At 62.3% G+C, this 14,592-nt stretch carries 11 protein-coding genes and 1 tRNA gene; 3 read left to right on the top strand and 9 right to left on the bottom strand.

From position 1 onward, the window contains the following. The 7 genes from LPA36_RS16875 to LPA36_RS16845 form a co-directional block, all read right to left on the bottom strand. Complete coding sequence (locus LPA36_RS16875; protein WP_228878793.1) at window positions 1-3,228, bottom strand: efflux RND transporter permease subunit; 3,228 nt, start codon at window positions 3,226-3,228, stop codon at window positions 1-3. Between the two features lie 13 nt (window positions 3,229-3,241). Beyond that, complete coding sequence (locus LPA36_RS16870) at window positions 3,242-4,570, bottom strand: efflux RND transporter periplasmic adaptor subunit (RefSeq protein ID WP_407674293.1); 1,329 nt, start codon at window positions 4,568-4,570, stop codon at window positions 3,242-3,244. Window positions 4,571-4,586: 16 nt separating this feature from the next. Next, entirely contained in the window at window positions 4,587-4,964 is a 378-nt protein-coding gene (locus tag LPA36_RS16865) for a hypothetical protein (protein WP_228878790.1), read from the bottom strand. A gap of 215 nt (window positions 4,965-5,179) precedes the next feature. Next, window positions 5,180-5,566 carry a response regulator transcription factor gene (locus tag LPA36_RS16860; RefSeq protein WP_228878789.1) on the bottom strand — a complete coding sequence of 129 codons (387 nt, stop codon included), beginning with the start codon at window positions 5,564-5,566 and terminating at the stop codon, window positions 5,180-5,182. A 163-nt stretch (window positions 5,567-5,729) separates the two neighbouring features. Continuing rightward, window positions 5,730-6,353, bottom strand: a complete 624-nt coding sequence (locus LPA36_RS16855) for a response regulator transcription factor (protein ID WP_228878785.1) — start codon at window positions 6,351-6,353, stop codon at window positions 5,730-5,732. Further along, window positions 6,350-7,801 (bottom strand): sensor histidine kinase, encoded by a 1,452-nt coding sequence (locus LPA36_RS16850; protein WP_228878782.1) that lies wholly within the window; start codon window positions 7,799-7,801, stop codon window positions 6,350-6,352. Before LPA36_RS16850 ends, LPA36_RS16855 begins: the two co-directional genes overlap by 4 nt. 488 nt (window positions 7,802-8,289) lie before the next feature. Then, a complete protein-coding gene (locus tag LPA36_RS16845) occupies window positions 8,290-8,970 on the bottom strand; it encodes a hypothetical protein (RefSeq protein ID WP_228878780.1) in 681 nt (226 codons plus the stop codon). A gap of 382 nt (window positions 8,971-9,352) precedes the next feature. Here LPA36_RS16845 and ppk2 point away from each other — a divergent pair, with 382 nt between their 5' ends. Together ppk2 and LPA36_RS16835 are read left to right on the top strand one after the other, a co-directional pair. Further along, a complete protein-coding gene (ppk2, locus tag LPA36_RS16840) occupies window positions 9,353-10,168 on the top strand; it encodes a polyphosphate kinase 2 (protein WP_228878777.1) in 816 nt (271 codons plus the stop codon). Between the two features lie 112 nt (window positions 10,169-10,280). Continuing rightward, window positions 10,281-11,942 carry a SulP family inorganic anion transporter gene (locus LPA36_RS16835; RefSeq protein WP_228878774.1) on the top strand — a complete coding sequence of 554 codons (1,662 nt, stop codon included), beginning with the start codon at window positions 10,281-10,283 and terminating at the stop codon, window positions 11,940-11,942. 107 nt (window positions 11,943-12,049) lie between these two features. On the opposite strand, the gene LPA36_RS16830 is transcribed toward LPA36_RS16835, so the two are convergent. Further along, window positions 12,050-12,136: transfer RNA gene (locus LPA36_RS16830), tRNA-Leu, on the bottom strand. Window positions 12,137-12,329: 193 nt separating this feature from the next. Here LPA36_RS16830 and LPA36_RS16825 point away from each other — a divergent pair. Further along, window positions 12,330-13,166: a squalene/phytoene synthase family protein gene (locus tag LPA36_RS16825; protein ID WP_228878771.1), complete on the top strand. Its 837-nt coding sequence runs from the start codon at window positions 12,330-12,332 to the stop codon at window positions 13,164-13,166. Between the two features lie 33 nt (window positions 13,167-13,199). On the opposite strand, the gene LPA36_RS16820 is transcribed toward LPA36_RS16825, so the two are convergent. Further along, window positions 13,200-14,438 (bottom strand): DUF1501 domain-containing protein, encoded by a 1,239-nt coding sequence (locus LPA36_RS16820; RefSeq protein ID WP_228878768.1) that lies wholly within the window; start codon window positions 14,436-14,438, stop codon window positions 13,200-13,202. Window positions 14,439-14,592: the final 154 nt, after the last annotated feature.

The following is a 14,592-nucleotide window of genomic DNA, read 5'->3' as shown; positions in this document are numbered from 1 at the left end:
TCATTCACCTTCCTGCGGTGCGGACGGCGCCCGGTGTGACGCGCCAGGCCCTGTTGCCGCCGTCGAATCGGGACCCGCGTCGGCGGGTCCCGGGTCCGGTGTCTGCTTGCCTCCGCTGGAGCGCGAGGACCATGTTTCGAGCAGGTAATAGAACATCGGAATGAAGAACACGGCGATGGCTGTCGCGCCGAGCATGCCGCCGATCACCCCGGTGCCAATCGAATGGCGGCTGTTGGCCGACGCGCCCTGCGCAATCGCGAGCGGTACGCAGCCCAGAATGAACGCCAGAGACGTCATCACGATAGGACGCAGGCGCTCTTCGGCTGCCGTCATCGTGGCATCGAACACGGACGCGCCCGTCTCCCGGTTCAGCACTGCAAATTCGAAGATCAGGATCGCGTTCTTGGCGGCGAGCGCGACCAGCATCGTCAGCCCGATCTGGAAGTACACATCGTTGCTCAGTCCACGCAACAGGATGGCGAGCAGCGCGCCAAAAAGCGCGAACGGCACCGCCATCAGCACGCCGAACGGCAGCGACCACTTTTCGTACTGCGCAGCAAGGATGAGGAAAACCATCACGAGGCCGAACACGAAGACGAGCCCGGACGTGCCGCCCGACTGCCGTTCTTCGTAGGCTTCACCGCTCCATGCGACGTCGTAGCCGGACGGCATCTGCGTCGCAAGCTCTTCGAGCGTGGCGATCACCTGCCCGGAACTGTATCCAGGCGCGGCATTGGCCGTGATCTTGATCGCCGGAAAATTGTTGAAGCGCGTGACCAGGTCAGGACCGGTCACGTACTGGTAGCTCGCAACCGACTTGATCGGAACCATCGTGCCGGTCTTGCTGCGCACGAAGATCTGGTCGAGGTCCTCGGGCTTCAACCGGTACGACGGCTCCGCCTGCAGGATCACCTGCCAGAGCCGGCTCGACCGGTTGAACTGTGATACGTAGAGCGACCCGAACATCGTCTGCATGGCGCTGTACACGTCTTCGACAGGCACACCCAGCGTCTCGGACTTGTCGCGGTCCACCTGAACCAGCAGTTGCCTCGATGACGCGTTGAACGTCGAGGTCACCCCGGTGAGTTCCGGGCGCTTCTTCGCCTTCTGGACGAACTCGTCCGCGACTTCCGCGAGTTGCGCAATGCTGGCGTCGCCCTTGCTCTGGATCCACACCTCCGTGCCGCCCGTCGTGCCGAGCCCCGGAATCGACGGCGGATTCACCGGCAGCACGACGCCCTCTTTCACGTTCGCGAAGTTGCGGTACGCGTCGAGCAGCACTGCCTTTGCGTTCTGTGTCCTGATGTTCGCGGATGTGTAGCGGTCCTCGAAACTCTTGAGGCCGACGAAGAACGTGCTCGCGTTGTTCTTGTTCTGGTTGTCGAGCAGGCTGTATCCATCGACGACCGCGATGCTCCCGACCGCGGCCTGCTTCTTGAAGTACTCGGTGACCTGCTGCGACACCTCTCCGGTACGGTCAAGGCTCGCCGCGTCCGGCATGATAACGGCGCCAAGCAGATAGCCCTGATCCTCCGGTGGCAGGAACGCACCGGGAATCGACCGCACCATGAGTACCGAAAGCACGATCATGCCGACGAAGCACACCAGCGCGAGGATGGACCGCTTGATCACCACCCTGACCGCCGCTGTGTAGCCCGCCGTCATCTTCAGGAACATGTTGTCGAACCAGCGGAAAAAGCCCTTCTTTTCGTGGTGTGTACTCTTTAGCAGCAAGGCGGCGAGCGCCGGCGACAACGTGAGTGCCACGATACCCGACAGCACCACCGAAATCGCAATCGTAATGGCGAACTGCTTGTACATCTGTCCCGTGATCCCGCCGAGAAACGCCACCGGCACGAACACCGCGCACAGCACGAGGACGATGGCGATGACCGGCCCCGCCACTTCGTCCATGGCCTTTTTGGCGGCGTCTTTGGGATTGAGTTTGTACACCGTCATGTTGCGTTCGACGTTTTCGATCACAACGATCGCATCGTCCACGACAATCCCGATGGCAAGCACCATCCCGAACAGGGTCAGCATGTTGATCGAGAAGCCGAGCAGCAGCATGAACATGCATGTCCCGACGATCGAGACCGGCACCGCCACGATCGGGATCAGCGTCGCGCGCAGGCTTTGCAGAAACACGAACACGACGATGACGACGAGCACGAGCGCTTCGAAGAACGTGTGAATGACGTCGGAGATGGAGGCCCGGGTAAACTCGGTCGTGTCCATGGCGATTTCGTACGTCATGCCTTCAGGAAAGGACTTTTTCAGTTCCTCGAGCGTCGCGCGGACCCGCTTCGAAACGTCGAGCGCGTTGGCGCCCGGCTGCTGATAAACCGCAAGGACGGTCGCCGGTTTGCCCTGGAACCGGGTGCGAATGGAGTAGTCCTTTTGCCCCAGTTCGGTATGGCCGATGTCCTTGAGTCGCACGATTGCCGCGCCGCCGCTTGCGGCGCGCACGATGATGTCGTCGAACTCGGTTGGCGACGTCAGGCGGCCGGTGGTCGTGACCGCAAATGACTGCTCGACCGCCTGTCCCGTTGGCGATTGCCCGATGCTGCCGACGGCAAACTGCTGGTTCTGGTTCGCCACCACCCGCTGCACGTCGGCGGCTGTCACGCCGAGTTGTGCCATGCGGTCAGGTTTCAGCCAGACACGCATTGCGTAATCCGGATTGCCGAAAATACTCGACTGGTTTGCGCCGGGAATCCGCTTGATCGCGTCAAGCACGTAGATGTTGGCGAAGTTCGCGATGTAGACCGAATCGTAGCGATCGGTCGGCGAATAGATCGCAATCACCATCATGAACGCGGACGATTTTTTCTGAACCTGAATACCCTGCGCCTGCACCGATTGCGGGAGCTGCGGCAGCGCGAGGTTCACGCGGTTTTGCACATCGACCTGGGCCAGTTCAGGGTTCGTGCCGATCTGGAAGTACGCGTTGATCGTCAGGTTGCCCGTCGATGAACTCGACGAGTTCATATAGATCATGTTGTCTGCGCCATTCACCTGCTGCTCGATCGGCGCGGCGACATTGTTCGCCACTACCTCCGCGTTGGCGCCTGGATAGGTGGCGGCGATCGTGATCTGCGGCGGCGTGATATCAGGGTATTGCGCGACCGGAAGCGAGAACATCGCCAGCGCGCCGCCCAGCGTAATGACGATCGAAATGACCGACGCAAAAATCGGCCGATCGATGCAGTAGTGCGAAATACTCATGTCGGTCGGCCTCTCACTGGGTCGCTCCACTGGCGGGTGCGGGCCCCGGCAGTTCCTGCGCCTGCGCGGCCGGCGGCGGCGTGGCAGTGTCCGAGGCACCGGCCGCAGACGATGCCGCGCCGGTTCCTGGCGCCAGGACCTTGATGATCTTGAGCTGCGAGTCGGCCGTGACACGGATTGCGCCGTCCACCACGATGCGTTCGCCCGCCTTGAGTCCGTCTGAAATGAACCAGTCGTCGCCGTGCCAGTCGCCCACTTCGACGACCCGCTGGTGCGCCTTCGACTGGTCGTCGACGACCCAGACAAAGTGGCTCTTCGCACCCTGCAAGACGGCGCGCTGCGGCACGAGAATGGACCTGGGCCGTATCGCCCCGGCGACGCGAGCCCTCACGAACTGGCCTGGACGCAAGACACCTTTCGGATTGTCGAAGCTCGCCCGCACCAGAAAGGTCCCCGTTTCGGTGTTGAACGCGGGATTGGCAAAGTCGATGTGCCCTTCCTGCGCAAATTCAGACCCGTCCGCCAGAATCAGCTGGACGACAAAGTCGTTGCCCGCAGGGAATTTCAGTCTCCCTGCTGCAATCTGGTCCCTGTACCTCAGCATCTCGTTTTCGGAAATGCTGAAATTCACCCACATCGGATCGAGTTGATACACATAGGTCAGCAAGCCGTTCGCCGTCGCCGTGACGTAGCTGCCGTCCTGCTGGCGCGCAAAACTCGACAGGCCGAGAAGCGGCGACTTGATCGTCGTGTATCCGAGGTTGAGCTGCGCCGCCTCGACGTCTCCCTTCGCGGCAATCACCGCGGCAGCGGCCTGCTTCTCGTTACCGACCGCGTCGTCCAGATCCTTCTTGCTCAATGCGTTTTGCGCCGCCAGAGGTTGCACGCGCGCGAGATTGGCCTTTGCCACTTCGAGCCGCGCCTGCTGCTGCGCGAGTTGTCCCATGGCGGTCTGAAGCGCGGCCTCGAACGGCTTTTTGTCCATCTGGAACATCGTCTGCCCGGCCTTGACCACCTGCCCCTCGACATACATGCGCTTGTCGAGGAAGCCATCTACACGGGCACGAATCTCGACCTCGCGGGAGCTCTGGGTTTGCGCAGTAAATTCGAAATCGACCGGGGTATCCTGCTGCGCCACCGTCGTGACGGTCACCTCCGGCGCGGCCGCTGCCGGTGCGGCGGGTGGCTTCTTGCAGGAAGCAAGTAACGCGACAGCGGCGACGGCGAGTAGCAGCGTTCGCCCGTCAAGCGCGCGCAAGGCGCTGCGATAGAGGACTGCCCTCGCCACGGACCCGGCAGAACCGGGCCACGGCAGGATGGAGAAGACGGAGACGGTTTTCATCGCGCGACCCGCCTGATCACAGGGCAATACAGTTGCCGAACAGCACGAATGCATCCCGGCTGCTCGCGATCATCGACGCCCCCGAATCGTGGCGTGCCCATCCGGCTCCAGTCGCGATGCCCTCAGCGACGATGCGGCCCGGGTCCCTGTCGACGGCATACTGGTCCGTCGCGTGCGCGGGTCGGTTGATGGCTTTCTTTTCGAAGTCGATGGAAAGGAGTCGGGCCGCCCGGATGTCTGTCGGCAAGGACCGGTTACACCCACTCCCCGGACGGCATGCGTGCGATGTCATCGTCGCGCAGACAAGCGGCCTGCTGCCATTGAAGCCGGCCGCCGACGCGCCGAGCGCTGCAACCCCGAGCAAAACCGTGAGTAAAACGGATCCGGATTTCATCACGTACGCTCCCGCATTTTTTCTGGACGCGGCCGCGCAACGCACCGCCCAGCGCGCGCGCCGAAATCATGCACGTGCCCAGCCCGTCTGGCCGCGCAAGCAATGCGAGACAGCTGGCCTTCCCGCTGACACGTTGACCTGATTCAGTTTGGTGGCCGTGAGAAAGGGAGACAATCGGACCTTAGTCTCATATCGCCCGACCGTGCGAAAGTGGTTCAAGGCCGCAGCGTACCGCCAATCGCCATTTCCACGGCCTTGATCAGGATGGCGCCGTTCAACGGCTTGCGCAGATAGGCGACGGCGCCCGATGCGAGCGCGGTCTGACGGGTGGAAAGCTCGTCGTGTGCCGTAATCACGATGACAGGCAATCCCGTCGGCGCAAGCTGACGCTGGACTTCCAGGCCGCTGATTCCAGGCATCTGGACATCCAGGATCACACAGGCAGGCCGATATGACGGAATCGCCGCAAGCGTATCGAGAAACTCGCCACCGCTGGAAAAAGTTTCCGCCGCGATTCCGACGGAGTGCAGGAGGCGCTTGATAGCGCGGCAAACCGATTCGTCGTCGTCGACCACAGCAACGATTTGGTTGAGATTGACCATATGACGACGCGAACGCGCAGTCGCTCCCATTAGTAGACCCTTGCAGCTTTAGCCTAACGGGAGATGGCGAAATGAGATATAGGGCTTTGGTCCACTACCGGCGTTCGCCGCAGCGGATCATTTCGAACAGGGTCTCAGGACAGGTCGATCGGCGCCGGGGCGCCTATTCCTCGTCGGCCGCGTGCACGCCGGCTTTTTCCGCAAGCCGGACGAGTTCGACGATCGATCTCGCCTTCATCTTCTCCATCACGCGGGCCCGGTGAATCTTGATCGTCTTTTCGGCGGCACCCAGGTCGCTCGCGACCTGTTTGTTCAGGCGGCCGGTCAGGACGAGCGCCATGACTTCGCGCTCGCGGCGCGTGAGATGATTGACGCGCGCCTCGATCTCCGCCTTCTGCGTTCTGTCTGCGAACTCCGTGCATGCGCGGGCGAGCGCGCGATTTACCGCAGCGAGCAATAGCGATTCGCACACCGGCTTGACGAGAAAGTCGAGTGCGCCGGCTTTCATCGCATCGACACTCGTGCCGACGTCGCCATGCCCCGACAGAAACACGATTGGAAGGAGCTGGTTGAGCCTCCGCTGCACCTCGAGCCCCGTCATGCCGGGCATCTGCAGATCGAGCAGGAGGCATGCGGGTGCGCTCGCGAGATCGGCTCTGTCCAGAAAGGCTTCGGGACTGTCAAAGCATTCGACGCGATAGCCCGACGCGCGCAGCAAGCGGGCGAGCGCGCTTCGCACGCGTTCGTCATCGTCCACGATAAAGACACGGGTGGCGGTTTCGCTCACGACGACGGGGGGCTGGAGCCCTGTCGCGAGTGGGTTCCCTTTGGCAGCGTTACGTGAAACGACGCTCCCCTGACATTGTTGTTCTCCGCCCATAGTCTGCCTCCGTGACCAGTGATGATCGTGCGGCTGATAGAAAGACCCAGCCCGAGCCCTTGAGGTTTCGTCGTGAAAAACGGCCTGAATATCTTGTCCATCCTGTCGACCGTCAGGCCCAGGCCCTGGTCTTTCACGGTAATCCGCACGCCTCCAGCCGGTTCTTCGCGCACGGTTGTCTCGACTACCCGGTCCGCAGGCGCGCTCTCCTTGAGCGCATCGAATGCGTTCAGCAGCAGGTTGAGGACCACCTGCTGCAGTTGAACCCTGTCACCGCACACCATCGCCAGATTGCCGGAAATGTCGAAGCGGGTGCGAACGCCGCGAGCGATTGCATCGCTATGCACAAGAAGCGCAGCATCGCGCACGACATCGCCGACGTCGAGCGGCTGCAATTCAATATCGCCATTGCGCACCAGGGTCCGGATCTTCTGGATGACTTCGCTCGCGCGACGGTTATCCGTGACGATATCTTCCAGCGCGTCACGAAGCTCGGCCCGGTCGGCCGTCTCCGATTCGAGGAATTTCTGCGCCGCCTGCGCGTTGAACAAAATGGCGGTGAGCGGCTGCGTCAACTCATGGGCCAGCGATCCGGCAAGCTCCCCGAGAGATGAAACGCGCGCCAGATGGGCGAGTTCCTTCCGGTTTCGATCGACTTCCCGGACACCACTGCGATCCGATATCGCGGTGATCTGCAATACACGTTTGAGATCCGTGTATCGAGTGGTAGTGGCTTCCGCGGGAAAATCGACACCGTCGCGCCGGCGCGCGACCAGGACCTGTGTCGTTGAAGCGCCGGAAGCGTTGTTCGCCTCGGCGTGGCCATCGACGCCCGGCTGGTCGTCACACACGCCACGCAGCGGGAACAGCATATCGGCCGACGCGCCGGTCAGTTCTTCCCTCGTGTAGCCGAACAGTTCCATCGTTCTGGCGTTCGCGAAGGTGATCCGGTTCCGGTCGTCGACCGTGATGATCGGAACCGGCATCATTTCAAGTGCTTCCCTCAGGGGAATGCTTGCGTCAAGGCGCGTACCGCGGCCACGGCCCCGTAACCACGACACGCATGCGGCTACACGCCCTTTTCGCCCCGGCCCTGAACCGGCAGGCTCGCGCGAGCCAGACGCAGTCGCGCTGCCCGAGATATCCGTGCCACGAAGAGGAAGCGGGAGTGGAATGTGTCTCGTTGTCGTTAAACGCCAATGACGTCGTTCGCGAACCGGGCGGCCGCCCGTTCGTGAAAAATGTAAATCCGGAGAGAACCTTCGAAGAAAATAGCGTTGTTGCACGAACCAGGCTATTGAAGTTGCCGCTGCGTCTATCGCCAGGTTTCTGCCCTGCACGATCAGATTGACCATCGGTATCTCCGTACCCAGTTTGTGAGGATTCGACGCTGTCGCCACGCCTGGCGCGGTGAATTGAATGACCCGGACCGACCGGGCGATCGTTGCCTCGAACAACTCGCAATTGCAAAACCAGTATAGGCGATCGCGAATTAATTACCGGGGAATGTATGTCATTTATTCCGGTCGACCCGCTCGTCATATATTGAATGCAATCTGGATTTAGCGGCACGGATTAATGTTGGCACGCGTGCATTCAATCTTCCGCTTACGTAAAGGACCCGCTGTCGACCTGCTTGACGTATGTAAACATGACGGCCCCCACACGCGCCTGGTGCGACCTCATCGTTTTCATCAGGATTGTGGGTATACCCGGGTCTCAGCTTTCGTCGCGGCACGGCCATTCTTTCTGTGCGCCCCGCCTGCAGGCTTTTGTCCGGCCAGGATTCGGGTATCCGGACACCGAAGCACATGCTTCCTTCGTTCGCACAACGCGCGGGTCGTTACCCACCAAGCGCGATAATCGCCATGGTCAGCAGGACGCCGAGCGCCATCATCGCGAATCCCGTTCTCAATCCGCCAAACCCGGAGTGCCGGCCCAGCGCGATGCCGCAGCCAAACAGCATGGCAAGCGTCAGTGCACGCGAGACAATCAAGGCAGTCGGAACGTCCTTCAACACGACGAACGGCAACGCAACCGGGAACGTCGAGATGACGACGATCAGGAAAATGCCCACCGCCCCCTTGATGTCATCGCGCACAAGCCGCGGTCGACGCGGCAGATTTGTGATGGCGGCGAGGCGCGCGCGGATGGTCTCGAGTTCCGTATCGGTGATCAGGGGTTTGAACCACGCGGGCATGGCGTCGCGAAGCACGCGAACGCCAGCGGTTGCGTCCGGCTCTGCTCCCGCCCTCAACGCAAACGAGAGCCGCCTGCCGCGATTGGTCAGGGTGCGTACGATAAACATCACTGCGTCGGCCAGGCCCCAGGCAAGGTTGCAGCCGAGCGCGGTGTAGAACATCTTCCGCCCGGGATCTTCGCCTGCCGTGGCGACCGACACCGCGCCGACGAACGTGAGCGCCATGAAGAGCCCAAAACACAGTTCCGAAACCCGATCGACGACATCCAGAACCGGCTCGCGCGTTTCGATGTCTTCCTGTTCCGTCCGGTCGGTAGCGTACATGGGGCCTCCCCCTGCGGTTGGCATGTGATGTATTCATTGCCGGGTCGCCGCCGCGCGTGACATTGAACACCGGCTGCCAAATGGACGCCTCTGGCCGGCAAGGGTCTCTTCCCGCCGGTTGCAAACGCGCTGCGGACACGCACGATGCCTCTCTAACCGGCTTGGGTGTCCAGGGCGATGCCGGCATCGAACCCGCGCATTCCAGTGACATGGCAACGACCAGCCGATCGTCTGACCATCGCCGGAAATGTGCAGCATACGGCGTTCAACCGGGGGACGGTATTGGACCAAGGTCGCATGGTTGCGCCCCATACCGCGTCCTATACTGTGAAAGGACTGGCGCGAGACGCCCCGTGGCTAACGTACGTGTGAAGACATGGATATGGCGAAGACAAAGGCAAAAAAAGACCCGTCCGGGGAAGACCAGACACTGTCTTACAAGGCATATCGGAAAGCGCTGTTCCAGTTGCATGTCGAACTCGTCAAGCTCCAGGAATGGGTCGTTCAAACGGGCAGCAAGGTCTGCATCGTTTTCGAAGGACGCGATGGCGCGGGCAAAGGCGGCACCATCAAGGCCATTACCGAGCGTGTGAGTCCGCGCATATTTCGCGTCGTCGCATTGCCTGCACCGAGCGAGCGCGAAAAAAGCCAGATGTACCTTCAGCGCTACCTGCCCTACCTGCCGGCCGCAGGGGAAATCGTGATCTTCGACCGCAGCTGGTACAACCGCGCGGGCGTCGAACGCGTGATGGGCTTCTGCTCCACCGAAGATGTGCAGAGCTTCTTCAAGGCGGTGCCGCTTGTCGAGCAGGCGATCGTCGGGTCCGGCGTCATCCTGCTCAAATACTGGCTCGAGGTCAGCTCCGAGGAACAGACCCGCCGCCTCGAGGCGCGTATCCACGACGGACGCAAGGTCTGGAAATTGACGGATATGGACCTGAAGTCGTATAGCCGGTGGTACGACTATTCGCGGGCGCGCGACGCGATGTTCAAGGCGTCGGACACCGTGATCGCGCCGTGGTACGTAGCGAATTCAAATGACAAGCGGCGTGCGCGACTCAACATCATCCGCGATCTGCTCGACAGGATTCCCTACGAAGCCATGCCGCGCAGGAAGGTGACGCTGCCGAAGCGGCAAAAGCCGGATGGCTATGAGGAACCGGACTATCCGTTCAAGTACATAGCCGCGCGGTTCTGAGCCCGGCGCCTCACTGCAGACCAAAACCATCGTTGTCATGAAAAAGGAACATGCGTCCCGCCGGGTAGCGCGGCAGGGTCCGTCGCGACGGCGTTCGACGGGCAGCGTTCGCATGCCCTTTCCAGAATGGCTTGGCAACTACACGACAACGTGGCTCAGGCCCGACGTCATTGCCGGCCTGACCGTGGCCGCAGTGGTGATTCCGAAGGCGCTCGCGTACGCGACCATCGCCGGCCTTCCTGTTCAGGTCGGTCTCTACACCGCCTTCGTTCCCATGTTGATCTACGCGCTGCTGGGAACCTCGCGCGTCCTCAGCGTGAGCACGACGACCACCATCGCCATCCTCGTCGCGACGGCGCTCGACAGCGTTGCGTCCACCCGCGATACGGCGAACCTGCTGACGGCTTCGGCGACTTTGACATGCATGGTCGGGGTGACCCTGATCGTGGCGAGACTGCTGAGGCTCGGCTTCGTCGCGAATTTCATTTCGGAACCCGTGCTCATCGGCTTCAAGGCCGGCATCGGGATCGTGATCGTCGTCGACCAGTTGCCGAAGCTGCTTGGCATCCATTTTCACAAAGGCTCGCTGCTTCACAACCTGCTCGCCATCGTTCATGAGATCCCTCAGGCGTCCCTCGTAACCGTGGCAGTCGGCGCGGTCATGATCGGCCTGCTGGTCGCGCTGGAACGCCTGCTTCCGCGCGCGCCCGCCCCCCTGATTGCCGTGGTGGCCGGCATTGCAAGCGTGAAACTGTTCGGCCTCCCGGCGTATGGGCTCGCAACGGTGGGCCATGTTCCGACGGGACTGCCTCCTTTTACGCCGCCGGACCTGCAGATGGTGATGACGCTTTGCCCGCCGGCGCTCGGCATCGCACTGATGAGCTTCACCGAAACCATCGCGGCGGGCCGCGCATTCGCACGTAGCGGCGAGCCGACGCCGCAGCCCAACCGGGAGTTGCTGGCGACGGGACTGGCCAACCTCGGCGGCGCGTTTTTCGGCGCCATGGCCGCAGGCGGCGGAACGACGCAAACCGCCGTGAACCGGCTCTCAGGTGCGCGCTCCCAGCTTTCCGGACTGATCACTTCGCTTGCAGCGCTCGGCACATTGCTCTTTCTGGCGCCGCTCATCGGGTTGATGCCGGAAGCAACGCTGGCTGCGGTCGTCATCGTCTATTCGGTCGGGCTGATCCAGCCGGTCGAGTTCCGCGAAATCCTCAAGGTGCGTCGCACGGAGTTCATCTGGGCGCTGGTCGCGCTGGTCGGCGTGGCGGTAGTCGGCACGCTCAAGGGGATTATCGTCGCGATTATCGTGTCGCTCGTCGCGCTCGCCCACCAGATGTCGGACCCGCCCGTCTATGTGATGGGCAGGAAGCGCGGCACGAACGTCTTCCGCCCGCAATCGACTGACAATCCCGACGACGAGACCTTCCCCGGCCTTCTGATGGTGAGCCCGCAAGGCCGGATTTTCTTTGCCAATGCGACGCGCGTCGGCGAGAAGCTGCGGTCGTTCAACGCAGCGGCAAAACCGAAGGTCGTGGCGCTCGACCTCTCCGGTGTATTCGACTTCGAGTACACCGCATTGAAGATGCTGACGGAAGCGGAAAAGAAAATGCGCGAGGAAGAAGGCGTCATGCTCTGGCTTGTCGGACTCAATCCCAGCGTGCTCGCGATGGTGCGGCGCGCTCCGCTCGGCGCCGCACTCGGAAACGACAGGATGTTTTTCAACCTGGACACGGCGGTTGCCCGATATCAGACCGACTACGCTCGCGGTTGACCGTTGCCGGGCGACCCGGTGCGCGCGACGTGGCTCGCCGGCTGGCGGCGCTTCCTGCAGATGCAAAAAAAGGCCACGTACCTTTTGGGAACGTGACCTTATTTTCGTGGTGCGTGAGGCCGGACTCGAACCGGCACGAGATTGCTCCCGTCAGGACCTAAACCTGGTGCGTCTACCAATTTCGCCACTCACGCGAATCTTTATACCTGGCCGGAAGTTCAGCGTATTTAACGCGCCGAAGCTGCGCCCGAAAGCGTAAGCGCGAAATTCTAACCGATTGGCCAACGCTTGTCTGCATCTGCGAAACCGGTTGCGATGCTACAATTTTCGGCTTGCCGCGCCGCACGGTGCGCGCCGTCTGCATCCGATTCCCCACGCCCCAATCCAGTGAATTTCGACGACTATTGCCAGCAGAAAGCCGCGCCGCCCGGCTCCAGCGCCTATTACGCGCTTCGTCAGGCGTCTGTCGCCCGCCAGCCGCTGTTGACCGCCCTCTTCGCGCTGCGCCGCGAATTCGAGGAGACCGTCAAGGAAACGAGTGATCCGACGATCGGTCGCACGAAGCTCGCGTGGTGGCAGAAGGAAATGGCCTCGCTCGCTGCGGGCGAACCGTCCCATCCTGTGTCGAAGGCGCTCGCCGCCTATCTGGGCGACATCGAAGGCAGCTATCCGTCGCTGCAGGCACTGCTCGCAGGCTACGAGATGGATCTCGATCAGGCCCGCTATCTCGACTATCCCAACCTGCAGCGTTATATGACGAACGTCGGCGGCACGTTCGCGACGCTCGTCGCGCGCGCCACCGCACGCGATCCGGCGCGGGTCTCGAACTGGGCTCCAGCACTCGGTCAGGCGCTGATGCTCGCGCTGTTCGTCGAGGCCCTCGGCGACGATGCGCGCCATGGACGCATCTACATTCCCATCGACGAAATGCAGCGCTTCAACGTGACGGCCGCGGATGTGATCAACCGCCGTTATAGCGACGCGTTCACTGAACTGATGCGCTTCCAGACCACGCGCGCACGCGACGCGATCCATGCCGCGCTTGCCGCCATCCCGCCAGACGAGCGCCCGACACAGCGCACGCTGCGCGCGCAGGCGGCGCTTTCGCTCGCCGTGCTCGACGAGATCGAACGCGAAGGCTACCAGGTTCTGCATCAACGCATCGCGCTGACGCCTGTTCGCAAGCTCTGGATCGCGTGGCGCGCAGCGCGTAAATCCAGCTAGTGCGCCCGGGTCTTTTCGGCAAGGCAGGCAGAATCAGACGCGCAGCAACGGGAGCGGTGCGAGCCGCTCGCCGAGCACGTTCGACGAATCGAGGCCCCACCACAATTCGAGCACGGTCGCATATAGCTGCCGGAAATCGACGCCGACCGGCAGATTGCCATTGCCGTCGAGTTGCGCGAGGAGCGGCGGCACACCATACAAGCCGCCGCGCACCCGGCCGCCCGTCACGAAGTGCGGCGCCACAGTGCCGTGGTCGGTGCCCTTGCCCGGGTTCTCGCGCGGATGCCGACCGAATTCCGAATACGTCATGACGAGCGTGCTGTCCCAACGGCCCATGCCGACGAGCGCCGCCTTCATCGCCGCCAGACCTTCCGCCAGTTGCGCGAGAAGCGCCGCGTGCCGCCCGGACTGGTTCTGATGCGTGTCGAAACCGTTCAGCGTAAGACGGATCACCGCGACGTCCCTGCCGCCCAACGTGAATCCTTTGGCGGCGTTATGCCCGTCCAGCGCCTGCATGGCCGCCCTGATCGATGCGCCGAACGCGCCGGAAGGAAATGCCGTGTCGGGTTCCGGTCGTTCATGATCAGAGCTGGCTTCAGGACGAGCAGCCGAGCCCGCTTTGGCGATGTCATTCCCCAGGCTGGAAATCCTGGCATTTCCGGGCTTGCGCGCTTGCGCCGAACCTCGCGCAACACGCGGTGACAAGAGCACGGAGTGCATCGGGTCGACGAGCGCGATCGCACGGGAGCCGTGTGCGAGCGGGCCGGTTTCCGCGCTGCCGATGAACACACCGTCGGCGGCAAATCCGACAGGTACCGGACGTTGCGCAAACGCGCGTGAAAGCCAGCCTTCCCGCAGATACTGATCCGCGCGCGAAGCCGTATCCCAGATCTCGATCGAACGAAAATGCGACAGGTTCGGCTGCGCGTAGCTCACGCCCTGAACGATGGCAAGTTCGCCGGCCTCCCAGAGCGGCATCAGCGGTTGCAGCGCTGAATGCAGCGCGGTGCGTCCGTCGAGCTGGATCAGCTGGCCGCGTTTGATACCGATGTTTTTGCGCAGCCTGTAATACGCTGGATCGGCGTAGGGAACGACGGTGTTCAGGCCGTCGTTGCCGCCCTTCAGCTCGACGAGAATCAACAGGTTGCGATAACCGGGGGAGTAAGCCGAGGCTGTGAACGCGCGGGGTGTCGACGCCTCGATGCGCGTCGCCGGCAGCCACATAGCAGCACTGGCTGCGGATGCCATCGCAAGGAAATCGCGTCGCTTCATGGCGCACCTCGTTTGTCGCTTGGTCTCTCTTCCCCTCAATGCCGCTCAACGCGGTTCGCGCGCTTCGCGATCTCGCGGCTTCATCGAAATCGCGCCGCTTACGGCAGTTCATTTCCGCCGACATGCGCAGGCCGCGATGTCGTTGCGGGCGCAA

This window comes from Paraburkholderia saeva (assembly GCF_907164555.1).
GTDB classification, from domain to species: domain Bacteria; phylum Pseudomonadota; class Gammaproteobacteria; order Burkholderiales; family Burkholderiaceae; genus Paraburkholderia; species Paraburkholderia saeva.
This window is presented reverse-complemented; position numbering and strand designations above follow the sequence as displayed.